Below are 25521 nucleotides of genomic sequence, written 5' to 3' on the forward strand. Positions count from 1 at the left end.
TTATACCCGTAACCCGTTCCGATTTTTTATAAAAATGCGAGGCATTTTATAACTAGCACTTCAAAATTCAGTTTTGAGGTTTAGAGAAGTAACCCGAGGTAGTAGCTGAATGATTAACTCTTAAATTTTAAGAGTAGATTATAAATCTAAATTCAATTTTTTAATTGCAAATAAATCAATAGTAAAAACTATGATGAATAACAGAAACAATAAAGATAAAAATCCAGTAAAAAGATTTAACAAAATTTCTATTGGATTGGCTTCACCAGAATCTATCTTGAAAGAATCAAGAGGAGAGGTTTTAAAGCCAGAAACAATCAACTATAGAACTCACAAACCAGAGCGTGACGGACTTTTCTGCGAAAGAATCTTCGGACCAGTAAAAGATTTCGAATGTGCTTGTGGTAAGTATAAAAGAATTCGTTACAAAGGTATCATCTGTGACCGTTGTGGTGTTGAAGTTACTGAGAAAAAAGTACGTCGTGATAGAGTAGGACACATCAACCTTGTTGTGCCAATTGCTCACATCTGGTATTTCCGTTCTCTTCCAAACAAAATTGGTTATATCCTTGGTCTTCCATCTAAAAAATTAGATATGATTATTTACTACGAAAGATACGTAGTAATCCAGGCAGGTATTGCTAAAAATGCAGATGGAGAATCTTTACAAAGATTAGATTTCTTAACTGAAGAAGAATACCTAAACATTTTAGATACTCTTCCACAAGAAAACCAATATTTAGATGATTTAGATCCTAATAAGTTTGTTGCCAAGATGGGAGCAGAGTGTATTATGGATTTATTAGCTCGTATTGACCTAGATGCTTTATCTTATGAATTAAGACACAGTGCTAACAACGAGACTTCTAAACAAAGAAAAACTGAGGCTTTAAAAAGATTACAAGTTGTTGAATCTTTCCGTGAGTCTAACGAAAACCGCGAAAACCGTCCAGAATGGATGATTATGAAAGTGGTTCCAGTTATTCCACCAGAATTACGTCCGCTTGTGCCACTTGATGGAGGTCGTTTTGCAACTTCAGATTTGAACGACTTATACCGTCGTGTAATCATCCGTAATAACCGTTTGAAAAGATTAATGGAGATTAAAGCTCCAGAAGTTATCTTAAGAAACGAAAAACGTATGTTACAGGAATCTGTAGATTCATTATTCGATAACACACGTAAAGCTTCTGCTGTTAAAACAGAATCAAACAGACCATTAAAATCATTATCTGATTCCTTAAAAGGTAAGCAAGGGCGTTTCCGTCAAAACTTACTTGGAAAACGTGTGGATTATTCTGCTCGTTCGGTAATTGTCGTTGGTCCTGAGTTAAAATTATATGAGTGTGGATTGCCAAAAGATATGGCTTCTGAATTATACAAACCTTTCGTTATCCGTAAATTGATCGAAAGAGGTATTGTAAAAACAGTAAAATCTGCTAAGAAAATCATTGATAAGAAAGAGCCTGTAGTTTGGGATATCCTTGAAAACGTAATTAAAGGACACCCAGTATTGCTGAACCGTGCTCCTACTTTGCACAGACTTGGTATTCAGGCTTTCCAGCCAAAATTAATTGAAGGAAAAGCGATCCAGTTACACCCATTAGTATGTACGGCATTCAACGCCGATTTCGATGGTGACCAGATGGCGGTTCACTTACCATTAGGACCAGAGGCGATTTTAGAGGCGCAATTATTAATGTTGGCTTCTCACAATATCTTGAACCCTGCAAATGGTGCGCCTATCACTGTACCTTCTCAGGACATGGTCTTGGGTCTATACTATATGACCAAAGAGCGTATTTCTACAGAAGATCACAAAATTATCGGTCAGGATTTAACTTTCTATTCTGCTGAAGAAGTAAATATTGCATTAAACGAAGGAAGATTAGAATTGAATGCTCGTGTGAAAATCAGAGCTAAAGATTTTAATGATGAAGGAAAATTAGTGTACAAAATCATCCAGACAACTGCAGGACGTGTATTATTTAACGAAGTAGTACCTGAAGCAGCTGGATATATCAACGACGTATTGACTAAGAAAAACCTTAGAGATATTATCGGACACATTTTAAGTGTGACTGATGTACCTACAACGGCTGCTTTCTTGGATAATATGAAAGATATGGGATACAAATTCGCATTTAGAGGAGGTTTATCATTCTCTTTAGGTGACATTAGAATTCCAGAACAAAAAACGAAGTTAATTGCAGATGCCAGAGAGCAAGTTGAAGGTATCTCAACTAACTATAACATGGGTCTTATCACAAATAATGAGCGTTACAACCAAGTTATTGACGTATGGACTTCAGCAAATGCTCAGTTAACAGAGTTAGCAATGAAAAATATTAGAGAAGACCAGCAAGGTTTCAACTCTGTATATATGATGCTTGACTCTGGGGCGAGGGGTTCTAAGGAGCAGATTCGTCAGTTAACTGGTATGCGTGGTTTGATGGCTAAGCCTAAAAAATCTACTGCTGGTGGTGGTGAGATTATTGAAAACCCGATTCTTTCTAACTTTAAGGAAGGGCTTTCGATCCTTGAGTACTTCATTTCTACTCACGGTGCTCGTAAAGGTCTTGCGGATACGGCTCTTAAAACGGCCGATGCTGGTTACTTAACAAGAAGGCTTCACGACGTTTCTCAAGATGTTATTGTTAACATCGAGGATTGTGGAACTTTAAGAGGTGTTGAAGTTGCTGCATTGAAGAAAAATGAGGAAATCGTTGAATCTTTAGGTGAGAGAATTTTAGGACGTGTTGCATTACAAGACGTTATCAATCCTCTTACTAATGAGATCATGGTTAGATCTGGTGAGCAAATCACTGAATCTATCGTTAAAACTATCGAAGCTTCTCCAATTGAAAAAGTTGAAGTTAGATCTCCATTAACTTGTGAGGCTTTAAAAGGAATTTGTGCTAAATGTTACGGTAGAAACTTAGCTACTGGTAAGATGACACAAAGAGGTGAAGCTGTCGGAGTTATTGCAGCTCAGTCTATTGGAGAGCCAGGTACACAGTTGACACTTCGTACGTTCCACGTTGGAGGGGTTGCCGGAGGTATCTCTGAAGAATCAAGTATTGTTACAAGATTCGCAGGTAGACTTGAAATTGAAGATTTAAAAACAGTAAAAGGAGAAGACAGCGAAGGAAATTCTGTTGATATTGTGGTTTCACGTTCAACTGAGTTGAAATTAGTTGACGAGAAAACTGGAATTGTTTTAAATACACATAACATTCCTTACGGTTCTAGTATTTTCGTTGGAGATGGCGAAACTGTAGCTAAAGGAACTGTAATCTGTAAATGGGATCCATATAACGGTGTAATTGTTTCTGAGTTTACTGGTAAGATTGCTTACGAAGATTTAGAGCAAGGACAATCGTTCATGGTTGAGATCGATGAGCAGACTGGTTTCCAGGAAAAAGTAATTTCTGAGGCTAGAAACAAAAAATTAATCCCAACTTTATTAGTTTATGGTAAAGAAGGTGAATTGATTCGTTCTTACAACTTACCAGTAGGTGCACACTTAATGGTTGAAAATGGTGAGAAGATTAAAGCGGGTAAAGTATTAGTAAAAATCCCACGTCGTTCTTCTAAAGCGGGCGATATCACGGGAGGTTTACCAAGAATTACTGAGCTTTTAGAGGCTCGTAACCCTTCAAACCCAGCAGTTGTATCTGAAATTGATGGAGTTGTATCTTTTGGTAAAATCAAAAGAGGTAACCGTGAGATCGTTATCGAGTCTAAATTTGGTGAAATTAAAAAGTATTTAGTTAAACTTTCTAGTCAAATCTTAGTACAAGAAAATGACTTCGTAAGAGCGGGAGTTCCATTGTCTGATGGTGCAATTACACCAGATGATATCTTAAGAATTCAAGGGCCAGCGGCTGTTCAACAGTACTTGGTAAATGAAATTCAAGAGGTTTACCGTTTACAAGGGGTAAAAATCAATGACAAACACTTCGAGGTTGTAATTCGTCAGATGATGCGTAAAGTAAAAGTGGAAGATCCGGGAGATACTCTATTCTTAGAAGATCAATTGATCCATACTAAAGACTTTATCCTTCAAAATGATAAATTATACGGAATGAAAGTGGTTGAAGATGCTGGAGATTCTTCAGTATTGAAACCAGGTCAAATCATTACTCCTCGTGAGTTACGTGACGAAAATTCATTATTGAAACGTACAGATAAAAATCTTGTTGTAGCAAGAGATGTAATCACTGCAACTGCAACGCCAGTTCTTCAAGGTATTACAAGAGCTTCGTTACAAACTAAATCATTCATTTCTGCGGCTTCATTCCAGGAGACAACGAAAGTACTTAACGAAGCTGCAGTAGCTGGTAAAGTAGATGACTTAGAAGGATTAAAAGAAAATGTAATTGTTGGACATAGAATTCCTGCAGGAACTGGTATGAGAGAATACGATAACACTATCGTAGGATCTAAAGACGATTACAACGAAATGATGGCTAATAAAGAAGAATACATTTATTAATTTAGGAAACTATGAGTAATCCGAAACAACAACAAGAGCAAATTAATATTGAGTTAGACGAAACTGTCGCAGAAGGAATTTATTCAAATCTTGCGATTATTAATCACTCATCATCTGAGTTTGTTTTAGATTTTGTGAGCATTATGCCAGGTATTCCTAAAGCCAAGGTAAAGTCAAGAATTGTCCTGACACCACAACATGCTAAAAGATTATTAAGAGCTATAGGTGAAAACATCCACAGATTTGAGGCAGCCCACGGTGAAATCAAAGAAACGGAACAAGCACCAATTCCGCTTAACTTCGGTCCTGCGGGACAAGCATAAATTTTAAAAGCCCCATTTTTTATGGGGCTTTTTTTATGACTTAAAAATAAATGCAGTTTACCCGATTTAATTTACTTTAATCGACTAAATTTCTTTTCGTTTGGGTATTACTTTAATTTTGTAATTCCTATGAAAGATTAATTTTTGAAATATAATGACTTAGTAAGGTTGATTTAATTCAAAGTTTAAAAGAGCGCTAAATAAATTAATTAGCGCTTTTTTTATGCTCGAAAATAAGTGGTTTATGTTTTAATGTGATTTTTTCGCAGTTCTTTCCAACCTTTCTGTAAAAAATATACTCTATATAAGTAAGAATCATTTTTAAAAGAATTTAACTTAAAAAGTATAGTATGAAAAAAAAATTCACCTTAGAAATAGCAAAGCCTTGTTCTGAAAATTTTGATAAAATGGTTCCTAATTCTAAAGGATCATTTTGCGATTCTTGTATGAAGACTGTTATTGATTTGAGTAAAAAATCAAATTCTGAAGTTGCGAAATTCATTGCAGAAAATAAAGACCAAAATATTTGTGCAAGATTAAAAACATCACAGCTTGAAGAAGAGTTTGTGTATAATGAGACTTCTAAACTCAATAATTTAAAATATGCGGCAGTTGCCGCAACAATTTTGCTTGCTTCAAATCTTACTGCACAAGAAAAAGAGCCTGTTAAAACCGAAAAAGCCTGTACAGAGCCTATGTATAGATTAGGTAAAGTTGTTTCTAATCAAACTGTAAATGAAGAAGTTTTGGTAACTGTAAAAGGGAAATTATTAGAAGAAAAAACAAATAAACCGTTTGATAATAAGATATATCCTGATTTAGTTCTGTCAATAAACGGTTCGCAGAGCATTATAAAACTAAATCCAAAAACGGGAGAATTTTCTATTCCTGTAAAAGTTTTATCTGCCAGTAAAACTCTAACAATCAGCATTACGGCAAACGATTATTATCTTTCAAAAACGATAGATTTCGATATAAAATCAGTAAAAAATAATGTATTACAGCAAAACATAATTATTAATGCCGATGAACTTTCCAGAATTGAGCCTTTAATGATGGGAGGATTAGGAATAAATTATTCCAACAAATAAAAATTACAAAAGGTTGATTAGATTGATTAATGAAAAAGGCTGTCTAAACTAATAGACAGCCTTTTGTATTTATTTTTTTAATAGAATTAATCAAATTCAGAAGTAAAATATAACTTCACAGTTGGATACTTGCTTTGCGTCATTTGAATTGTAAAATCAGAATCGGCTAAAAATACCAACTGGCCGTATTTATCATGAGCCAGAAATTTTTGTTTAATTCTTTTGAATTCTTTAAACTCTTCATTTTTAGCATCATCAGGTTTTACCCAACACGCTTTATGTACAGGGAAGTTTTCATAAGTACATTTTGCTCCATATTCATGCTCTAAACGATATTGAATAACTTCATACTGAAGCGCACCAACAGTTCCGATTACTTTACGATTATTCATTTCTAAAGTAAATAACTGTGCTACACCTTCATCCATTAACTGATCTACACCTTTATCAAGCTGTTTTGCTTTCAGTGGGTCAGCATTATTGATATATCTAAAGTGTTCAGGAGAGAAACTAGGGATTCCTTTGAAACTCATAATTTCACCTTCTGTTAAAGTATCACCAATTTTAAAGTTTCCTGTATCGTGCAAGCCAACAATGTCACCAGGATAAGAAACATCAACAATCTCTTTTTTCTCAGCAAAAAAGGCATTTGGACTAGAGAATTTTAAATTTTTCTTTTGTCTAACGTGATAATACGGTTTATTTCGTTCGAAAGTTCCGGAAACAATTTTGATGAACGCTAAACGATCTCGGTGTTTAGGGTCCATATTGGCGTGAATTTTAAATACAAAACCACTCATTTTTTCCTCTGTTGGATCCACCAAACGAGTTTCAGAATCTTTTGCTCTAGGAGAAGGAGCGATTGTGATGAAACAATCTAATAACTCACGTACTCCAAAGTTATTTAAAGCTGAACCAAAAAATACCGGCTGAATTTTTCCGTCTAAATAATCCTGACGTTCAAATTTTGGATAAACTTCATCAATTAATTCTAATTCTTCGCGAAGTTTTGTTGCCGCTTTTTCGCCAACAATTTTATCTAGTTCAGGATTGTTTTGAACATCAGAAAAAGCAATGGTTTCTTCTATGTTTTTACGGCTGTCTCCGCTGAAAAGATTAATATTCTCTTCCCATAAGTTGTAAATTCCCTGGAAATCATAACCCATTCCGATTGGGAAACTTAGCGGTGTAACTTTTAAACCTAATTTTTGTTCTACTTCATCCATCAAATCAAAAGCATCTTTACCTTCACGATCTAATTTGTTGATGAAAACAATCATCGGAATGTTACGCATTCTACAAACCGCAACTAATTTTTCTGTTTGTTCCTCAACCCCTTTTGCAACGTCAATTACAACAATAACGCTGTCAACAGCAGTTAAGGTTCTAAAAGTGTCTTCGGCAAAATCCTTGTGTCCGGGAGTATCAAGGATGTTGATTTTTTTTTCTTTATAATTAAAAGCAAGAACAGAGGTAGAAACCGAAATACCTCTTTGGCGTTCAATCTCCATAAAGTCACTCGTTGCTCCTTTTTTAATCTTATTACTTTTTACCGCACCAGCTTCTTGAATTGCACCTCCAAATAATAATAATTTCTCAGTTAATGTTGTTTTACCGGCATCGGGATGCGATATAATTCCAAATGTTCTTCTGCGTTGTATTTCTTTTAAAAAGCTCATATTTTGTATAAATAGGTTGCAAAAGTACTATTAATTACCGCTTAATAAAAATATTCACTTCTTAAAATTAGACAGAGTAAGTTTTTAGAATAGAATTTTCTATAAAAAATATGGCTGTCTTTTTGAGACAGCCATAAATTAAAATATGAAAAATAATTATTGATTAATAGACCAAACAGAATATCCTTTTGGCGGACATTGAATTTTTACCCATTTATCAGCTTGAGTTGTTGGATACCAAGTTGAATTTCCTGTGAAATCTTTAATTTGAGTATTTGCCCAGTTTGTCTGAATCCATCTTTCCTGCCAAACATCAGAATTGTTGATGTAAACAATTAATCCCGGATTTCCGTTATAACCGTTTCTTCTTGCCAAATATTCATCATTATCAGAATATAAAATAGAAGTTGTTCCGGTAGCTTTATTATTGTGAATCCAGATAAGATTGTTTAATTTATTTTTATCCAGCCATTCTTCATAATCTCTGTAGAAAATTGTTGGGTATCCTTCGTGAGTTAAGATGTAAGCATAAGCCAGCATTTTGCTCCAAATTTCATCAGTATCATGATTTGTAACGAAAGTAACCGCTTTGTATGGGTTGCGTTTCCACATCATGTCATCGTTTAATAATGCAAGATTGTTTCCGTCAAATGCATCATTCATTTTATAATAACAAGCAAAATCAAATACAGAACTATTGGCATTATTTGCCCACCATTCGAGAGTGTTTACGTTAGAATCCCAGTATTCTCCAACAGAAAATCCGCCAACATTTGCATTCCATGAATTTACTACCCATGGACCAAAACCTTTAACATAATCAAATCTCCATCCATCAAATTTCATGGTATTTTTATAATATTTACCAACTCCGTCTGTTCTCAGCCAAAGCCAGTTTTGAACATTTGGTGCAGCGTGACATAAATCAGGAAATCCTCCAAAAGAGCCTTCATCATTATTTCCGTAGCTGTTTTTGTAAAAATCATTATAATTACGAGGAAATTTACCCGAAGCAACTCCTGTAAAATTAGTCCAGGTGTTAGTACCTGTAAAAGGATTGGCTTCAGATTGCCCGCCGCTGTTATGGTTAATTACTATATCAGCATATACTTTAATATTTTGCGCATGAGCATTGGTAATCAAACTAACCAATTCAGTTTTAGAACCAAAGCGGGTTTCAGTACTTCCGTTTTGATTGTAATCTCCAAAATCAAAATAATCAGTTGGATCATATCCCATAGAATAAGCTCCATTTTGCGCTTTTGAAGCAGGAGGAAGCCAAATAGATCCAATTCCGGCATTTCCCCAAGCCGTTACTTTACTGCTAACAGTGTTCCACCAGGTTCCGCCCGCAGGTACATCCCAATAGAATGCCTGCATCATAACACCTCCGCCCGGATTATCAACATATTTTCCAGTTAAAGAAGATGATTTTTCGCCGGTACTAAAAGGCTTTCCGTCATGATTGGTGACATTAATGATTTTAAATTGCTGACTTTCTGCTTTTGAGTCAGCATCATTCATTTCATTTTGCGAACATGAATACAAAAATGCAGTAATTGCAGTAATGCAGCATAATCTTGCAATAGGTTTTTTCATAATAGATGTGGTTAAGGTTAAATTAATAAAGCTTGTAATTATTTAATTTTAGAAGCTTAAAAACGAGATATTCTTATTTTTTAGCCGCATAAATTATTAATTACGCATCTAAAGTAGGAGTTTTTTGATTCGATTTGTTTTTGTAAGAAAATAGTTTTACAACGAAAACGTTGTAGTGTTTAAAACTTTTTTTTAGTTACTTGAAAATCAACGATTGTGTTTTTTAATACTGTAAATTGAATATTGTATTTACCGAAGAAAAAGTTTTAGTAATGAAATTTTGAACACAGAAATTAATTACCATCCACATAATTTTTTGTTAATACTATGGCTGATAGTTGTATTATGTAATTGAATTGTTATTTTTGTTCGTTTTATATAAGGAAAATAGAAGTTTATTATTTAACCTTTTGAAACAGAAAATTAAAGGATAACACTTTTCAAATTCAGAACTTTAACATCCAAATTAAATTTAAAATAATGTTATTAAAAAAATTACAGCTAAAAACAATTGATTATAAGTTAGTCTTAACAATGTGTTTTTTATTTTTTTTCAACTCAATACTTTCAGCTCAGGAAGTTATTAAGGATGTAGTAGCTGAAAAACCGGCAGAGGCTCCGCACGGAAAACAAAAAATTGACGGTATTATTGCTACAGTTGGAGATTATATTGTTTTAGATTCAGATATTGATAAAGGATATTTAGAGATTGCCAGCCAGGGAGGTAATATTAAAGATATTACAAGATGCCAGATGCTTGGTAAACTTTTAGAAGATAAATTATATGCACACCAGGCCATTCAGGATAGTATTATTGTGAGTGATGCCGAAGTAAGAAGCATGATGGAAGAGCGTTTGAATTACATGATTCAACAAGTTGGAGACATCAATAAAGTAGTGGCTTACTATAAAAAAAGCTCAGTAGAGGAGTTTAAAACTTATTTTGCCGACATCTTAAAAGAACAAAAATTAGCCTCAGAAATGAGAGATAAAATTGTAAAAGATGTTGAGATAACGCCTGAAGAAGTTCGTAATTTCTTCAAAAAAATCCCTAAAGACGAATTACCAACTTTTGGTGCCGAAATGGAAGTAGCACAGATTGTGGCTGAACCAAAAGTTTCTAAAGAAGATAAGCAAAAAGTAATCGACAGATTAAATGCTATTAGACAAGATGTTTTAGATGGTTCAAGTTTTGCTACAAAAGCCGTTTTATATTCGCAGGATCCAGGGTCTGCTCCTAACGGAGGTTATTACAAAATGACCCGTAAAACGCCTTTCGTAAAAGAGTTTAAAGATGTTGCTTTCAGTTTACAGGAAGGTGAAATTTCAAAACCTTTCGAAACAACTTTTGGTTTCCATATTATTATGATTGATAAAATAAAAGGACAAGAAGTTGAACTACGTCATATTTTGATTGCACCTGTAGTTTCTGAAAGTGCTTTGAAAGAAGCCAAAGAAAGACTGGCTAATGTAAGAGCTAAAATCGTAAATAAAGAAATCACTTTTGCTGAGGCTGCAAGAACAGAATCTGATGAAAAAGAAACCAGAGCAAACGGTGGAACTTTAATCAATCCTAACACTCAGGATACTCGTTTTGAATTAACTAAAATGGATCCAAGTTTATATGGACAAGTTTCAAATTTAAAAGATGATGAAGTTTCTCAACCGCTTTTAAATACAGATGAAAAAGGAAAGAAAACGTATAAATTGATTACGGTTACAAACAGAATCAATGATCACGTTGCTGATTATGCTCAGGATTATACTAAAATTAAAGAATTAGCATTAAAAGAAAAACAAATCAACGCTATTGCAAAATGGTTTGATGCTAAAATTAAAGATACTTATATCAAAATTATTGGAGAGTACAGAGACTGCACGTTTGCTAATAACTGGCTGAAAAAATAATTTTTATTAAATAAAGAAAAAGAGTTAGTTTTATGAATTCATTAAACTAACTCTTTTTAATTTAAAATACATTCATAAATGTCTGACGTAACAGCAATTCATAATTTAGTTCAGAAACGTACTGAGTTAAAAAACGAAATAGCAAAAATCATTGTAGGGCAGGATGCCGTAATTGATCAAATTTTACTTTGTATATTTTCTGGAGGTCACGCACTTTTAATTGGTGTTCCCGGTTTAGCCAAAACCTTAATGATAAATACATTGTCTCAGGCTTTAGGGTTAGATTTTAAAAGAATTCAGTTTACGCCGGATTTAATGCCTTCGGATATTTTAGGAAGTGAAATTCTGGATGAAAACAGACACTTTAAATTTATAAAAGGGCCAATTTTCTCCAATATTATCTTGGCTGACGAGATTAACAGAACACCGCCAAAAACGCAGGCAGCTTTACTTGAAGCCATGCAGGAACGTTCTGTAACAATTGCAGGACAGAACTATAAACTAGATTTACCTTATTTTGTGCTGGCTACGCAAAACCCAATTGAGCAGGAAGGAACCTATCCTTTGCCGGAAGCGCAGTTAGACCGTTTTATGTTTGCCATTAAATTAGAATATCCAACATTTGAAGAAGAAGTAAAAGTTGTAAAACAAACCACATCTGATAATAAGGTAGAAATTAAACCTTTATTTACAGCTCAGGAAATTATAGATTTTCAGCATTTAATTAGAAGAATTCCTGTGGCAGATAATGTTATAGAATACGCAGTAACTTTGGTAAGTAAAACACGTCCGGATAATGCTTTGACAAATGATTTTGTAAAAAACTATCTGGATTGGGGAGCAGGGCCAAGAGCTTCGCAAAACCTGATTTTGGCAGCTAAAGCTCACGCGGCTTTCAACGGAAAATTTTCTCCGGATATTGAAGATGTACAGGCGGTAGCAACCGGAATTCTGCGTCACAGAATTATTAAAAACTATAAAGCAGATGCAGAAGGAATAACTGAAGAAACAATCATTAAAAAATTGATGTAATTTTTACAAAATAGATATACTAAATCCCGATAAGTTATTGTCGGGATTTTTTGTTTTTGTCTGGAATTTAAAAATTGATCGATGATGTTCAAACGACGTCAAAAAATCGTAACTATAACGTTATAATTTCTTATTTAGAACTATTCTTTGCGAAAATAGAGGTAAAATCTCACTTACTTTATAACATCAAATTTCGACTTTGTTAAAGAAAAGATTTTAAAATATCAAAAACTCATTTTTTTAATTCAAAATTGAGTTTTTGTCAAAAACAAGCATCGAAAATCGTTTTTTAACAATAATAATTTTTGAAAAGGCGACTTCTATTATATTCTTTTTAATTCTCAGCTTTAATCTTTAAATTTGCGTACAAAAAAAAATACTTCTACATTATTATGAATACTTATAAAGATTACATTCAAGAAATTGAAGAAAGAAAAGGTCAGGGACTTCATCCAAAACCAATTGATGGAGCTGAATTATTAAGCGAAATCATTGCACAAATTAAAGATTTAAGCAATCCATACAGAGAGGATTCTCTTAAGTTTTTTATTTACAATACATTACCAGGAACAACAAGTGCAGCTGGTGAAAAAGCTAACTTTTTAAAAGAGATTATTTTAGGTGAAGCTGTAGTAAGCGAAATCACTCCGGCTTTTGCTTTTGAGTTATTATCGCACATGAAAGGCGGGCCGTCTATTAAAGTACTTTTAGATTTAGCTCTTGGAAATGACACCGCTATTGCAAAAGAAGCGGCAAAAGTTTTAAAAACACAAGTTTTCCTTTACGAAGCAGATACAGATCGTTTAGTAGAGGCATTCAAAAATAATAACGAAGTTGCTAAAGATATCCTTGAAAGTTATGCAAAAGCAGAGTTTTTTACAAAACTTCCAGAAGTTGCTGACGAAATTAAGGTTGTTACTTTTATTGCTGGTGAAGGAGATATCTCAACAGATTTACTTTCTCCGGGTAATCAGGCGCACTCGCGTTCAGATCGTGAACTTCACGGGCAGTGTATGATTACACCTCAGGCACAACAAGAAATTAGAGAATTACAAGCACAGCATCCAGATAAAAGTGTAATGTTAATTGCTGAAAAAGGAACAATGGGAGTTGGTTCTTCTAGAATGTCAGGTGTAAACAACGTGGCACTTTGGACAGGAAAACAAGCAAGTCCATATATTCCATTTGTTAACATTGCTCCAATCGTAGGAGGAACAAACGGAATCTCTCCAATTTTCCTAACAACAGTTGACGTTACTGGTGGTATTGGTTTAGACCTTAAAAACTGGGTTAAAAAACAAGACGCTAACGGAAATGTTATTCGTAACGAAAATGATGAGCCAGTTTTAGAGCAAGCTTATTCTGTTGCTACAGGAACTGTACTTACAATCAATATTAAAGAGAAAAAATTATACAATGGCGATAAAGAATTAATCGACATTTCTAAAGCTTTTACTCCTCAAAAAATGGAATTTATCAAAGCGGGTGGTTCATACGCTATCGTTTTTGGTAAAAAATTACAAACATTTGCGGCTAAAACTTTAGGTATTACTGCTCCGGTTGTATTTGCTCCATCAAAAGAAATTTCTAATGAAGGACAAGGACTTACTGCTGTTGAAAAAATCTTCAACAGAAATGCTGTAGGAACTACTCCAGGAAAAGTGTTACACGCAGGATCTGATGTTCGTGTTGAAGTTAACATCGTAGGTTCTCAGGATACTACTGGTCTTATGACTGCTCAGGAATTAGAGTCTATGGCGGCTACAGTAATTTCTCCAATCGTTGACGGTGCTTACCAATCAGGTTGCCACACTGCTTCGGTTTGGGATAAAAAAGCACAGGCAAACATTCCAAAATTGATGAAATTCATGAACGATTTTGGTTTAATTACAGCACGTGACCCAAAAGGTGTTTATCACTCAATGACAGACGTAATCCACAAAGTACTTAATGATATTACTATTGATGAGTGGGCTATCATTATTGGTGGTGACTCTCATACAAGAATGTCAAAAGGGGTAGCTTTTGGTGCTGACTCAGGAACTGTTGCTCTTGCATTGGCGACTGGAGAGGCTTCTATGCCAATTCCAGAATCTGTAAAAGTTACTTTCAAAGGAGATATGAAAGGGTATATGGACTTCCGTGATGTAGTTCATGCTACTCAGGCTCAAATGCTTCATCAATTTGGAGGAGAAAATGTTTTCCAGGGAAGAATTATCGAGGTTCACATCGGAACATTGACTGCAGACCAGGCCTTTACATTTACTGACTGGACTGCAGAGATGAAAGCTAAAGCTTCTATCTGTATTTCTGAAGATGATACTTTAATCGAATCATTGGAAATTGCAAAAGGCAGAATCCAGATCATGATCGATAAAGGTATGGATAACGATAAACACGTTCTTCAAGGATTAATCAATAAAGCTGATAAGAGAATTGCTGAAATTAAATCGGCAGAGAAACCAGCTTTAACTCCAGATGCAAATGCTAAATATTATGCAGAAGTTGTAGTTGATTTGGATCAAATTGCTGAACCAATGATTGCCGATCCAGACGTAAACAATAAAGACGTTTCTAAACGTTATACTCACGATACAATCAGACCTTTATCTTTCTACGGTGGAGATAAAAAAGTAGATCTTGGATTTATTGGTTCTTGTATGGTTCACAAAGGAGACATGAAAATCCTTGCTCAAATGTTGAAAAACGTTGAAGCGCAAAAAGGTAAAGTTGAATTTAAAGCACCTCTTGTAGTAGCGCCGCCAACATATAACATTGTAGATGAGCTAAAAGCAGAAGGTGACTGGGAAGTTTTACAAAGATATTCTGGTTTCGAATTCGACGATAACGCTCCAAAAGGTGCTGCACGTACAGAATACGAAAACATGTTGTACTTAGAGCGTCCGGGATGTAACCTTTGTATGGGTAACCAGGAAAAAGCAGCAAAAGGAGATACAGTAATGGCAACTTCAACACGTCTTTTCCAGGGAAGAGTTGTAGAAGACAAAGAAGGTAAAAAAGGAGAATCATTACTTTCATCTACACCGGTTGTAGTTTTGTCTACAATTTTAGGCAGAACTCCTACTATCGAAGAATATACAACTGCAGTTGAAGGTATTAACTTAACTAAGTTTGCTCCTTCAAACAAGCAATTAGTTATGTAATCTAACGATTATTAATATTTTAAAAGCCCGGGTGATAAACTCGGGCTTTTTCTTTTATAGCTACTCTATTTTTTGTAACTTGTCATGTTGAAAATAAAATAAAAAACAAAAAAATAATAATAAAACTTATGGCTTTTGATATCGAAATGATTAAAAAAGTGTACGAAAACATGCCGGCCCGCGTAGATAAAGCTCGCGAGCTTGTTGGTCGTCCGCTTACATTAACAGAGAAAATTTTATACAATCATCTTTGGGATGGAGCTCCATCTAAAGTTTTTAAAAGAGGAGTAGATTATGTAGATTTTGCACCAGACCGTGTAGCGTGTCAGGATGCAACAGCACAAATGGCATTATTGCAGTTTATGCATGCTGGAAAATCTAAAGTAGCAGTTCCTACAACAGTACACTGTGATCACTTAATTCAGGCAAAAGTAGATGCTGCGACCGATTTGGCAAGAGCAAAAACACAAAGTAATGAGGTTTTTGACTTCTTATCTTCAGTTTCAAATAAATACGGAATCGGTTTCTGGAAACCGGGAGCCGGAATTATACACCAGGTAGTATTAGAAAATTACGCTTTTCCTGGCGGAATGATGATTGGTACCGACTCTCATACTGTAAATGCAGGTGGTTTAGGAATGGTAGCAATTGGTGTAGGTGGAGCTGATGCCGTAGACGTAATGTCAGGAATGGCTTGGGAGCTTAAATTTCCTAAACTTATCGGAGTTAAATTAACGGGTAAATTATCAGGATGGACAGCTCCAAAAGACGTAATTCTTAAAGTTGCCGGAATTCTTACTGTAAAAGGAGGAACGGGAGCCATTGTAGAATATTTTGGAGAAGGTGCAACAGCAATGTCTTGTACAGGAAAAGGAACTATCTGTAATATGGGGGCAGAAATTGGAGCTACAACTTCAACTTTTGGTTACGATGCTTCAATGGGGCGTTACCTTCGTTCTACAAACAGAGCTGAGGTTGCCGATGCTGCAGATAAAATTGCTTCATACTTAACAGGAGATGCTGAGGTATATGCAAATCCAGAGCAATATTTTGATCAGGTTATCGAAATTAATTTATCAGAATTAGAGCCTCACTTAAACGGTCCTTTTACACCGGATTTAGCTACGCCGATTTCTAAAATGAAAGAAGAAGCGATTAAAAATAATTGGCCATTACAAATTCAGGTTGGATTAATAGGTTCTTGTACCAACTCTTCTTACGAAGATATTTCTCGTGCAGCTTCTTTGGCAAGACAAGTAGCAGATAAAAACTTAAAAACAAAAGCAGAGTTTACCATTACTCCGGGTTCTGAAGTAGTTCGTTCAACTATTGAAAGAGACGGATTTATTGATACTTTTAATAAAATTGGGGCAACTGTTTTTGCGAATGCCTGCGGACCATGTATTGGTATGTGGGATAGAGAAGGAGCCGAAAAAGAAGAAAGAAATACAATCGTACACTCTTTCAACCGTAACTTCTCAAAACGTGCAGACGGTAACCCAAATACATTAGCTTTTGTTGGTTCTCCAGAATTAGTAACAGCAATGGCAATTGCAGGAGATTTAGGATTTAACCCGTTAACAGATAAATTAATCAATGAAGATGGGGAAGAAGTAATGCTTGATGCGCCAACTGGAGACGAGCTTCCTTCTAAAGGTTTCTATGCAGAAGATCCGGGATTCCAGGCTCCAGCAGAAGACGGTTCAGGTGTTCAGGTTGTGGTAAATCCAACTTCTGAGCGTTTGCAATTGTTGGCTCCGTTTGATGCCTGGGACGGTAAAAATATTACAGGTGCTAAATTGTTAATCAAAGCATTCGGAAAATGTACTACCGACCATATTTCTATGGCTGGGCCATGGTTACGTTTCCGCGGACACTTAGATAATATTTCTAACAATATGTTGATTGGAGCTGTAAATGCTTATAATCAAAAAACAAACTCAGTTAAAAACCAATTAACAGGTCAATACGATGCTGTTCCTGCTGTGGCTCGTGCTTATAAAGCTGCCGGTGTTCCGTCTATTGTTGTGGGAGATCATAACTATGGCGAAGGTTCATCTCGTGAGCATGCTGCTATGGAACCTCGTTTCTTAGGAGTTAAAGCTGTTTTGGTAAAATCATTTGCTCGTATTCACGAAACAAACCTTAAAAAACAAGGTCTTTTAGGTTTGACTTTTGCTAACGAAGCTGATTATGATAAAATTCAGGAAGACGATACAATTAACTTCTTGGATTTAACAGAATTTACTCCGGGTAAACCATTAACATTAGAATTTGTTCACGCAAATGGTACAAAAGATATTATTTTGGCAAACCATACTTATAATGAAGGACAAATTGGATGGTTTGTTGCAGGATCTGCTTTAAACTTAATTGCAGCTGGAAAAGCTTAAAACTTAAAATTAGATTATTTCTATAAAAGGAGCGCTTTGTGAAAACAGAGCGCTTTTTTAATTTTTGTAGTAAAAAAATGTAAAAAATGTAACCGTCAGAGGGTCTAAGAGTTATGGTCGTTTTGAGTATAAACTTGTAAAATTGAGGTAAATTAGTTGTTAAAAAATGTGTATTTTTTAGTTTAAAAAGTTAAATTCGCCTTTTAGGTAATATATTTACGCTTTTTGAGTTTGAATTTTTACCTAAACTTAAAAAAGAATTGGTGGAACTTTAATAAGTAAATATGGTTTTTAGATTAATTATAGTATTGTTTTTTGTTAGTGTTGGAGCTTTCTCTCAGGAAAAATTTATCAAGCACAAAATCTCAAAAGGAGAAAACCTTACTGTAATTGCTAAAAAATACGGAGTAAAAGCAAAAGATATTCAAGAAGCTAATCCCAATGCTCCAAAAGTTCTAAAACTAAACTCGGTTTTACTTATTCCGAATAAGAATGTAAAAAAGACTCAGGATCCTGCACAATCAATAGCAGATAATACTACTAATACTTCTGGCACCCACGAAGTTTCACAGAAAGAAACACTTTGGGGAATCTCTAAAAAATACAATGTTTCTGTTGAGGACTTAAAAAAAGCAAATCCCACGCTGGAAAATGAAGGTTTGAAAATTGGACAGCAAATTATTATTCCATCTAATAATGCAGCAGTTTCAGAAAAAGAAACTAAAAGTTTAGATACCGAAAAACAGGAAATAATTCCTTCTACAGATGTTGAAATTGCGGTAGAAGTTCTGCCAAAAGAAACAAAATACGCAATCGCAAAAAAATACGGAATTACTGTAAAAGAATTAGAAAAGCAAAATCCGTTTATTAAAGGAAAACTTCCGGTTGGCTATGTTTTAAAAATAAGGACGACCAAGGAAAAGGCAGATGCGGCAAATGCAGTAATTTCCAACCAGCCTCAAATTAACGAAGGCCTGGAAACCCAAACTCAAATCGCAGATAATACGGTAGTTAAAAAAGATTCTACATTTGTTTTTAATGGAAATCATTCAGATCTAATAGATCAGTTGATTTTAAACGCTACAGAAAATATAGGAACCCGTTATCGATCGGGCGGAACTACAAAAGCAGGTTTCGATTGTTCTGGTTTAATGTTTTGTACTTTTGGTAATTTTGATATTAGACTGCCAAGAAGTTCAATCGAACAATCCCGTATAGGTACAGTTGTTACTTGTACAGAAGCACAAAAAGGAGATTTAATCTTCTTTAAAACAAATGGCAGACGCCGTATTAATCACGTAGGGATGGTCGTTGAAAATGCTGATGGAGAAATAAAATTTGTTCACTCTTCAACACATGGCGGCGTTATGATTTCTTCTACAAAAGAGCCGTATTACCAAAGAGCTTTTTCGCAGGTAAATCGTGTTTTACAATAAATAATTACTTTGAACATATTCTCTCAGTTTATCGATTGGAAAAGGTTTGTTTAAAAAATCTTTTACATATTCATTTCTTCTAATTTGCTGAATTTCATCCTGATCTAAAGTAGAAGAAACAACGTAAATCTGAATTTCTTCTTTGATTTCCTCGTTTAAAGTTTGAAATATATCCAGAAACTCTAAGCCATTCATTATTGGCATTTGAATATCTAACAGAACAATTAATGAGCTGTAGTTCTTTTTATTTTTAATAATCCATTGCAAGCCTTCAAGTCCATTATTGGCTACAAAAACTTCGTCAATATCAAGAACCTTTTTCAGCAGTTTTTTGGTAACGAGCTGATCAATTAAATTGTCTTCGATTAATAAAATGTTAGTTTTAGACTCCATATGAAGCAGGGATTGTTACAACAAATTTACTTCCAATATTACTTTCAGAAAATACAGAAATATTTCCCTTTATATTTTCAACAGCTTCCTTCACGATATATAGACCAAGTCCGGAACCTTTGTTTTTGTTAGTTCCAAAATACATTTCGAAAATATAATCCTTGCAGTCGTCATTAATTCCGATTCCATTATCAGAAACTTCAATTTTATTAAAGCCATCAAGAATATAGGTTTTAATTGAAATAAACATTTCCTGCTTGCTATTGTCGGCATATTTAATAGCATTAGAAAGCAAATTGCTGATGATGATTTTTAAACGCAAACCGTCACTTTCAATTTGATCAACCAATAATTCTTGTTTGAAAGTAATTTTGCTGGCGTTTTCAATATGCATTAATTGAGAAATAGCTTCATTAAATATCTCCTTCAAACTTACAGGTTCCATTATAATCTGTTTTCTTTTGTTTTTAGAGTAATCAATAATGTCACTTATAAATTGATCCTGTTTGGCCAGGCTTTGATGCATTAAACGCAGATAGTCTCGTATTTGGTCTACATCATCTTCTAGCTGAGTGATTTCGATTAATCCTTTTAAAGATGTAATAGGCGATCTTAGGTCGTGTGATGCGCTGTATACAAAACGATCCAGTTCGTGATTTACCAGTATTAAATTCTCATTTTTAACTTCAATTTCCTTTTTAGAAACAATTAATCGTTTCACCATTATTGAATAATAAGAACAAACGCTTAAAATGATGATTAGGGTAAAAATGAAATTCGTTAAGATTAAGAGATTCTTTATTTTCCGGGTTCCTTCGCCTAAAGTATTAGAAAAATTACGCTCATTGATGGTAAGTTTGGCGCTTATGCTGCTAATTAAACGAAGAAATTTTTTTTGGTCAGCTGTAGTTAATGTGTTGTGCTGAATTTTAGCATTAATTTGAGTTCCAATTATAAAAAGCTTTTCTATTAGTAGATCTCCCTGTTCCCATTCGTGGATTGCTTTTGCTAAAAAAGAAACTTTTTTGAAATTAACAAATAGCCATACGATATCATTTAAGTCATCTTTGTGATTCCGGCCAATTAAAAAGCCCTGCCGCGCCACTTGATTGTCGCCGGCTTTCAACAATGTTTTTCTGGCAATTCCGTCACCTTGCGGAACCTTAAGTTCTTCAAGATATAATTTATATTGATTTGGATCTTTATTGTATAGATAAGTAATCAGGTGAAGTGAAGCGTCTTTTTGTCCTTTTGAATAATGTGACTCGCCGTTTACATAAGCCCTGTTTGCTGATAATATTTTTATAGTAAAAATATTAATGCATATTAATAATGCACAGGAAATGAATACGATTAAAATAAGGATGAAAACATTTGGTAAACGCATGTTTTTTAAAGATCGAATCTTATACAGCAATTTCATATTAGTAGGTTAATATTAATATTCGGTCTTATATCGAGCTTGCATGATTTTTCCTTTTTAGAATAGTTTTGAGGCGGACTATTTTAAAAACGAAAAAATAAACAATTGTTAATTAAATTATTTAAATTTTAAGACTTGTAATGTCTTTAATCAAATTTAGTAAAAAAATATTATGTTTTTACACGACGATCATTTTTTCCTGTTAATTTTTAGAAACACAAAATATTTAATTTAACTAATTGTTTATTAGGTTTTTATTTGATTTTTGCTAAAATCTTTTTTATTAAAAAGAGTGATTCTAAATAAATATGCATGCATAATAATATAACACGTGTTTTCAAAAAAGTATTTCTTTTTGTTTAACTATGATTAGGTGCGTTTTTTAACTCAACCGTTTATAAAAGAGCATAAAAAAACTATAATTAAAATGAAATCATTTCAATTATAGTTTCGAATTAAAAGGTTTAAGGAACTTATTTCTCTTCTTTTTTCAAAGAGTTTAATATTTCTTTCATTTCTGAAATATCATCTGCAGAACAATTCATTTTTGATAAATGTACATTAACAAACAAATCATCGCCAAACATAGCATAACCATACATAGGTTTTGAGTAACATTTGAATTGCCAATTTATATAACATTCTTTACTATCGTCTTCTGGGAGTACTTCTTGTATGAGGGCTTACATAAGTTCCATTTTTTCTAGTATAACCTTTAACATGTACAGATCCTCCTGAAATGTTGGAAGAAGCGTTATTTGTGGATGTGTGATAATTGCTGCTAGAAGAATTATAATTATTAGTTGTATTAGCATTGCTGTAAATTGGATTTATAGCCCATCCTTTATAGTTTTTCCATTTAATTTTTCTGTACTTTTTACTGCTCGTATTTATATATGCACCATATCCTTTTGGGATTACAGCAATAGATTCTGTTCCTTCTTTAGAAGTATAAATAGTTGTGTCTTCATCAATATTTACAAAGTAATAGTTGCTGGAACAAGAATGCAATGTGAACAGAATCAGTGTAAAGAATATTCTTTTCAAGATAAATGATAGACAGTTATTTAGTCTTAGAAAATTTACAGATTGAATATTTTTTTCTGTTAAAATTAAAGTTTTGTTATTGTGTCTGAAATAATTTATAAACGTCATAATTTGAATGTTTTAATTTGATTCCTCAAATGTAAATTCTTCAATAAATAATATTTTATGGAAAACCGTAATTATAATTTTTTATTGAAAGAGTGAGAGATAGTTATCCTTTTACGAAGAAAATAAGAGTAAAAAATATAAGCGAAAGTCTGACTCGAAGGAGCATGTCTTAAAATGCATTTAAGAATCCCAAAATTTATAACAGAAATTATAAAATTTCAGAAAAAAGTATATCTTTAACCAACCCTAAAACCAAAAAAATGCAAGAAAACGAACAAGAACATTTTAAACGAGAACTCGGATTATTAGATGGAACCATGCTGGTGGTTGGTTCTATGATTGGATCCGGGATTTTTATTGTAAGTGCTGATATCGCAAGACAAGTAGGCTCCGCCGGATGGCTGACATTAATCTGGCTAATTTCGGGCTTAATAACAATTATTGCCGCCGTAAGTTATGGCGAATTAAGCTCAATGTTTCCAAAAGCGGGAGGACAATATGTGTATCTCAAAGAAGCTTACAATAAATTAATTGCTTTTTTGTATGGCTGGAGTTTTTTTGCCGTAATTCAAACCGGAACAATCGCTGCTGTTGGAGTAGCATTCTCAAAGTTTGCTGCCTATCTTTATGAGCCATTAAGTGATGAAAATATACTTTATGAATTAGGCTCTTTCAAGCTCAATGCAGCGCAATTAGTATCAATTTTCACGATAATTTTACTGACTTTTATTAACAGTAGAGGTGTTAAAAACGGAAAAATTCTTCAAACTGTTCTTACTATTATCAAAATCTTATCATTGTTTGGTTTAATCATTTTTGGATTAACACTTGCAGCAAAAGCTTCGGTTTGGGATACTAACTGGGCCGATGCATGGACGACACGTAATTATAATACTGAAAGTGGATCTTGGCTGCCAATAAGCGGAACGGCTTTGATTACCGGAATTTCAGCAGCAATGGTAGGATCGTTATTTTCAAGTGATGCCTGGAATGGAGTAACTTTTATTGCCGGAGAAATTAAAAATCCACAGCGAAATGTTGGTTTGAGCTTATTTCTTGGAACTTTTATAGTAACGATTATTTATGTTTTAACCAATATTATGTATTTGGCTGTAATTCCATTAGACGAAATTGCAACAGCTAAATCAGATCGTGTTGCGGTTGTAGCAGCGCAATATATTTTCGGAAACATCGGAACATTGATTATTGCTATTATGATTATGATTTCGACTTTTGCCTGCAACAACGGATTAATCATGGCGGGTGCGAGAGTGTATTATACGATGGCAAAAGACGGTTTGTTCTTTAAGAAAGCTGCCGTTTTAAACGAATCAAGCGTTCCTGCGTGGGCACTTTGGGCACAGTGTATTTGGGCTTCGGCTTTGTGTCTAACAGGTAAATATGGAGATTTATTAGATTTTGTAATCATTATCGTTTTGATTTTTTACATTTTGACAATCTACGGAATCTTCATTTTGCGTAAAAAAATGCCGGATGCCGAAAGGCCTTATAAAGCATTCGGATATCCGTTTTTACCTATGCTTTACATTGTTACAGCAACAGCAATTTGTGTTTCTTTATTAATTACAAAATTTTCTACTTGCGGCTGGGGAGTTTTAATTATGCTGACAGGAATTCCGGTTTATTATTTAACAAAACCAAAAGAAGACTAAGAACTTTTTTCTATAAAACTTAAACCGCAGACTAGATGAATTTTAATCATTTAGTCTGCGGTTTTCTTATATAAATTAAAAGGATTCTACATTTGATTTTTAATACTTAGTGCTGAAGTAAGAATTAAGAAACCAAGCTGTAGAAATCCTTTAAAGAATAACTATTTAAAATGAAAATTTAAAAAACCTGATTAAGATTGTTCTAGATTTTCATATTAATTGAAAATTGAATTATTTAACAGAATAAGGAAGTGAAAGATTGCCACTTGCAACAGTATAAACTTTGTAAACGCCCAGCATTGGTTTACTGCCTTCACTTTCATGCGAACCTCCGGCGCCGGTGCTTACTTCCATATAACAACTTACAGCATCAAATTTGAAGTTGGTTTTATTATTGATTCTAAAATCAGGAACAATTACTTTTATTGAATTTCCTTTAGAAACAATATTAAAACCCGGACTATCCATATACATCGCCATTCCTGGATTTGTAGGCGGAAGCACAACATTAGGATCCCCTTTTTTAAATTCTTTAACCGAAAGTCCGCCGCCAACACGTTTATCTTCTACCAAAAGCACCCAGTGTGCATGCCATATTAAACCATCATTAAGATAATTTCCGTCAAGATTTTCATCCCAAAGAGGCGTGTCTTCAAAATCAGGATGTGAGGTTAACCCCAAAGCCACAATTCCCTCGACTTCGCCAAAACCAATATCAGACGATTTTAAAGTTGTTGGAAAAACATACGCTAAAACAGGAGCTCCGTTTAGTTGTCCAACAGGTTTAGGCATTGTTTTCCCTGCAGTTCCTTCTACTTTAATATCCCACACCGTAATTCCCAAATCGGCTTTGTGAGTTATAGAAGCAGATTTTATTTTAAAATCACTATTGTTATAAGTACCGCATTTATCGCAGGCTATTAAAGCAGTATAATTGAAAAAAATGATGAGCAAGATAAACATTGATTTTTTCATGATGTATGTGGTTTAATGTTAATTGCTTTTGAAAAAAACAAGATACATGCCACATGAACAATGCCCTAAAAACAGAGACTTTGAAGCATTTTTAAGTTTTTAATGAAATATTATATATCGTAAATAAGGCTTTATTTAGTGAAATTTCGTTAAAGTAGAGAGGGAAAATTGTTTGAATTTTCAGCAAAAAAAAGACACTGTTTAGAAAACAATGTCTTTTAGAATGTAAAAAATCAATGAGACTGTACTTTATACAATTGCAGGCTCTAGAGATGATTCTATAGTTGAATTAATAATTGATATCGTAAGCGGATCTGATTCTCCGGAGAAAAAAGCATCCAGAACTTCCTGAAATATCGGGTTTGCATTTTCAGTTAAAGAAAACAAAGTCATACAAGAACGTAATTTTCGGGCATCTAAATCGCCAAAAATCCCATCTGCAGATTTCATTTTAAAGGTTAACAGCAATTCTGAAATTTCGATTAAATGTTTTCCTAAAATTGGATGTTCTAAATAATCTGAAGCTTCTTTTAAATCGTTAATGGCATACAAATTTGCTGTATCACTTGTACCCAATCCTTTAATTTGCGGAAAAATAAACCACATCCAATGCGTCTCTTTTTTCCCTTTTCCGATTTCAGAAAGAGCGGTAAGATAAAGTTTGTTCTGCGCATCTAAGAAGCGCGCTAAATCATTGTTTGAATAAGCCATTACGGTATTATATTTTTTAAAAAGGTTGCAAAAATAGTAAAAAAGGAGAGTTCAGCCTAATAAAACGT

Annotated in this window: 16 protein-coding genes; 9 read left to right on the plus strand and 7 right to left on the minus strand. The window is 33.9% G+C overall.

What is annotated here, in order from left to right:
• The first annotated feature begins 190 nt into the window (after positions 1–190).
• The 3 genes from rpoC to ABDW27_RS17215 all read left to right on the plus strand — a co-directional run bounded on the left by rpoC (position 191) and on the right by ABDW27_RS17215 (position 5912).
• Positions 191–4498, plus strand: a complete 4308-nt coding sequence (rpoC, locus tag ABDW27_RS17205) for a DNA-directed RNA polymerase subunit beta' (RefSeq protein ID WP_343697004.1) — start codon at positions 191–193, stop codon at positions 4496–4498.
• Positions 4499–4509: 11 nt separating this feature from the next.
• Positions 4510–4821: a DUF3467 domain-containing protein gene (locus ABDW27_RS17210; RefSeq protein WP_008466913.1), complete on the plus strand. Its 312-nt coding sequence runs from the start codon at positions 4510–4512 to the stop codon at positions 4819–4821.
• A gap of 350 nt (positions 4822–5171) precedes the next feature.
• A complete protein-coding gene (locus ABDW27_RS17215) occupies positions 5172–5912 on the plus strand; it encodes a hypothetical protein (protein WP_343697005.1) in 741 nt (246 codons plus the stop codon).
• An 86-nt stretch (positions 5913–5998) separates the two neighbouring features.
• Here ABDW27_RS17215 and ABDW27_RS17220 read toward each other — a convergent pair whose 3' ends face one another.
• Both ABDW27_RS17220 and ABDW27_RS17225 read right to left on the minus strand, forming a co-directional pair.
• On the minus strand, positions 5999–7591 hold the full coding sequence (locus tag ABDW27_RS17220; protein WP_343697006.1) for a peptide chain release factor 3: 1593 nt from the start codon (positions 7589–7591) through the stop codon (positions 5999–6001).
• Positions 7592–7747: 156 nt separating this feature from the next.
• On the minus strand, positions 7748–9190 hold the full coding sequence (locus ABDW27_RS17225) for an alpha-amylase (protein ID WP_343697007.1): 1443 nt from the start codon (positions 9188–9190) through the stop codon (positions 7748–7750).
• A 480-nt stretch (positions 9191–9670) separates the two neighbouring features.
• On the opposite strand from ABDW27_RS17225, the gene ABDW27_RS17230 reads away from it, so the two are divergent.
• The 5 genes from ABDW27_RS17230 to ABDW27_RS17250 all read left to right on the plus strand — a co-directional run bounded on the left by ABDW27_RS17230 (position 9671) and on the right by ABDW27_RS17250 (position 19123).
• Positions 9671–11098, plus strand: a complete 1428-nt coding sequence (locus tag ABDW27_RS17230; RefSeq protein WP_343697008.1) for a peptidylprolyl isomerase — start codon at positions 9671–9673, stop codon at positions 11096–11098.
• Positions 11099–11176: 78 nt separating this feature from the next.
• Positions 11177–12130: a MoxR family ATPase gene (locus ABDW27_RS17235; protein ID WP_343697009.1), complete on the plus strand. Its 954-nt coding sequence runs from the start codon at positions 11177–11179 to the stop codon at positions 12128–12130.
• Positions 12131–12522: 392 nt separating this feature from the next.
• Positions 12523–15294 (plus strand): bifunctional aconitate hydratase 2/2-methylisocitrate dehydratase, encoded by a 2772-nt coding sequence (locus ABDW27_RS17240; RefSeq protein ID WP_343697010.1) that lies wholly within the window; start codon positions 12523–12525, stop codon positions 15292–15294.
• Positions 15295–15422: 128 nt separating this feature from the next.
• Positions 15423–17687: an aconitate hydratase gene (locus ABDW27_RS17245; protein ID WP_343697011.1), complete on the plus strand. Its 2265-nt coding sequence runs from the start codon at positions 15423–15425 to the stop codon at positions 17685–17687.
• A 284-nt stretch (positions 17688–17971) separates the two neighbouring features.
• Positions 17972–19123, plus strand: coding sequence for a LysM peptidoglycan-binding domain-containing protein (locus tag ABDW27_RS17250; RefSeq protein WP_343697012.1), 1152 nt, complete (start codon positions 17972–17974; stop codon positions 19121–19123).
• Here ABDW27_RS17250 and ABDW27_RS17255 read toward each other — a convergent pair.
• The 3 genes from ABDW27_RS17255 to ABDW27_RS17265 form a co-directional block, all read right to left on the minus strand.
• Positions 19115–19516, minus strand: a complete 402-nt coding sequence (locus ABDW27_RS17255; RefSeq protein ID WP_343697013.1) for a response regulator — start codon at positions 19514–19516, stop codon at positions 19115–19117. The genes ABDW27_RS17250 and ABDW27_RS17255 overlap by 9 nt on opposite strands.
• On the minus strand, positions 19506–20903 hold the full coding sequence (locus tag ABDW27_RS17260; RefSeq protein WP_343697014.1) for a HAMP domain-containing sensor histidine kinase: 1398 nt from the start codon (positions 20901–20903) through the stop codon (positions 19506–19508). The genes ABDW27_RS17255 and ABDW27_RS17260 overlap by 11 nt, the downstream gene beginning before the upstream one ends.
• Positions 20904–21587: 684 nt before the next feature.
• Positions 21588–21986, minus strand: a complete 399-nt coding sequence (locus ABDW27_RS17265; RefSeq protein ID WP_343697015.1) for a hypothetical protein — start codon at positions 21984–21986, stop codon at positions 21588–21590.
• Positions 21987–22354: 368 nt separating this feature from the next.
• Between ABDW27_RS17265 and ABDW27_RS17270 the strand changes: the two genes are divergently transcribed.
• Positions 22355–23767, plus strand: a complete 1413-nt coding sequence (locus tag ABDW27_RS17270; RefSeq protein WP_343697016.1) for an amino acid permease — start codon at positions 22355–22357, stop codon at positions 23765–23767.
• 231 nt (positions 23768–23998) lie between these two features.
• Here the strand turns inward: ABDW27_RS17270 and ABDW27_RS17275 are convergent, their stop codons facing one another.
• A complete protein-coding gene (locus ABDW27_RS17275; protein WP_343697017.1) occupies positions 23999–24742 on the minus strand; it encodes a hypothetical protein in 744 nt (247 codons plus the stop codon).
• A gap of 249 nt (positions 24743–24991) precedes the next feature.
• Positions 24992–25453 (minus strand): DUF1810 domain-containing protein, encoded by a 462-nt coding sequence (locus ABDW27_RS17280; RefSeq protein WP_343697018.1) that lies wholly within the window; start codon positions 25451–25453, stop codon positions 24992–24994.
• Positions 25454–25521: the final 68 nt, after the last annotated feature.

Origin of the sequence: Flavobacterium sp. (assembly GCF_039595935.1) — a bacterium.
GTDB lineage: Bacteria > Bacteroidota > Bacteroidia > Flavobacteriales > Flavobacteriaceae > Flavobacterium.

What these genes read in the sequence shown, in the direction of transcription:
- ABDW27_RS17240 (WP_343697010.1), top strand. Translation starts at nt 12,523, where the DNA reads ATGAATACTTATAAAGATTACATTCAAGAAATTGAAGAAAGAAAAGGT.
- ABDW27_RS17260 (WP_343697014.1), bottom strand. Translation starts at nt 20,903, where the DNA reads ATGCGTTTACCAAATGTTTTCATCCTTATTTTAATCGTATTCATTTCC.
- ABDW27_RS17210 (WP_008466913.1), top strand. Translation starts at nt 4,510, where the DNA reads ATGAGTAATCCGAAACAACAACAAGAGCAAATTAATATTGAGTTAGAC.
- ABDW27_RS17270 (WP_343697016.1), top strand. Translation starts at nt 22,355, where the DNA reads ATGCAAGAAAACGAACAAGAACATTTTAAACGAGAACTCGGATTATTA.
- ABDW27_RS17215 (WP_343697005.1), top strand. Translation starts at nt 5,172, where the DNA reads ATGAAAAAAAAATTCACCTTAGAAATAGCAAAGCCTTGTTCTGAAAAT.
- ABDW27_RS17230 (WP_343697008.1), top strand. Translation starts at nt 9,671, where the DNA reads ATGTTATTAAAAAAATTACAGCTAAAAACAATTGATTATAAGTTAGTC.
- ABDW27_RS17225 (WP_343697007.1), bottom strand. Translation starts at nt 9,190, where the DNA reads ATGAAAAAACCTATTGCAAGATTATGCTGCATTACTGCAATTACTGCA.
- ABDW27_RS17245 (WP_343697011.1), top strand. Translation starts at nt 15,423, where the DNA reads ATGGCTTTTGATATCGAAATGATTAAAAAAGTGTACGAAAACATGCCG.
- ABDW27_RS17235 (WP_343697009.1), top strand. Translation starts at nt 11,177, where the DNA reads ATGTCTGACGTAACAGCAATTCATAATTTAGTTCAGAAACGTACTGAG.
- ABDW27_RS17250 (WP_343697012.1), top strand. Translation starts at nt 17,972, where the DNA reads ATGGTTTTTAGATTAATTATAGTATTGTTTTTTGTTAGTGTTGGAGCT.
- rpoC (WP_343697004.1), top strand. Translation starts at nt 191, where the DNA reads ATGATGAATAACAGAAACAATAAAGATAAAAATCCAGTAAAAAGATTT.
- ABDW27_RS17220 (WP_343697006.1), bottom strand. Translation starts at nt 7,591, where the DNA reads ATGAGCTTTTTAAAAGAAATACAACGCAGAAGAACATTTGGAATTATA.
- ABDW27_RS17280 (WP_343697018.1), bottom strand. Translation starts at nt 25,453, where the DNA reads ATGGCTTATTCAAACAATGATTTAGCGCGCTTCTTAGATGCGCAGAAC.
- ABDW27_RS17255 (WP_343697013.1), bottom strand. Translation starts at nt 19,516, where the DNA reads ATGGAGTCTAAAACTAACATTTTATTAATCGAAGACAATTTAATTGAT.
- ABDW27_RS17275 (WP_343697017.1), bottom strand. Translation starts at nt 24,742, where the DNA reads ATGAAAAAATCAATGTTTATCTTGCTCATCATTTTTTTCAATTATACT.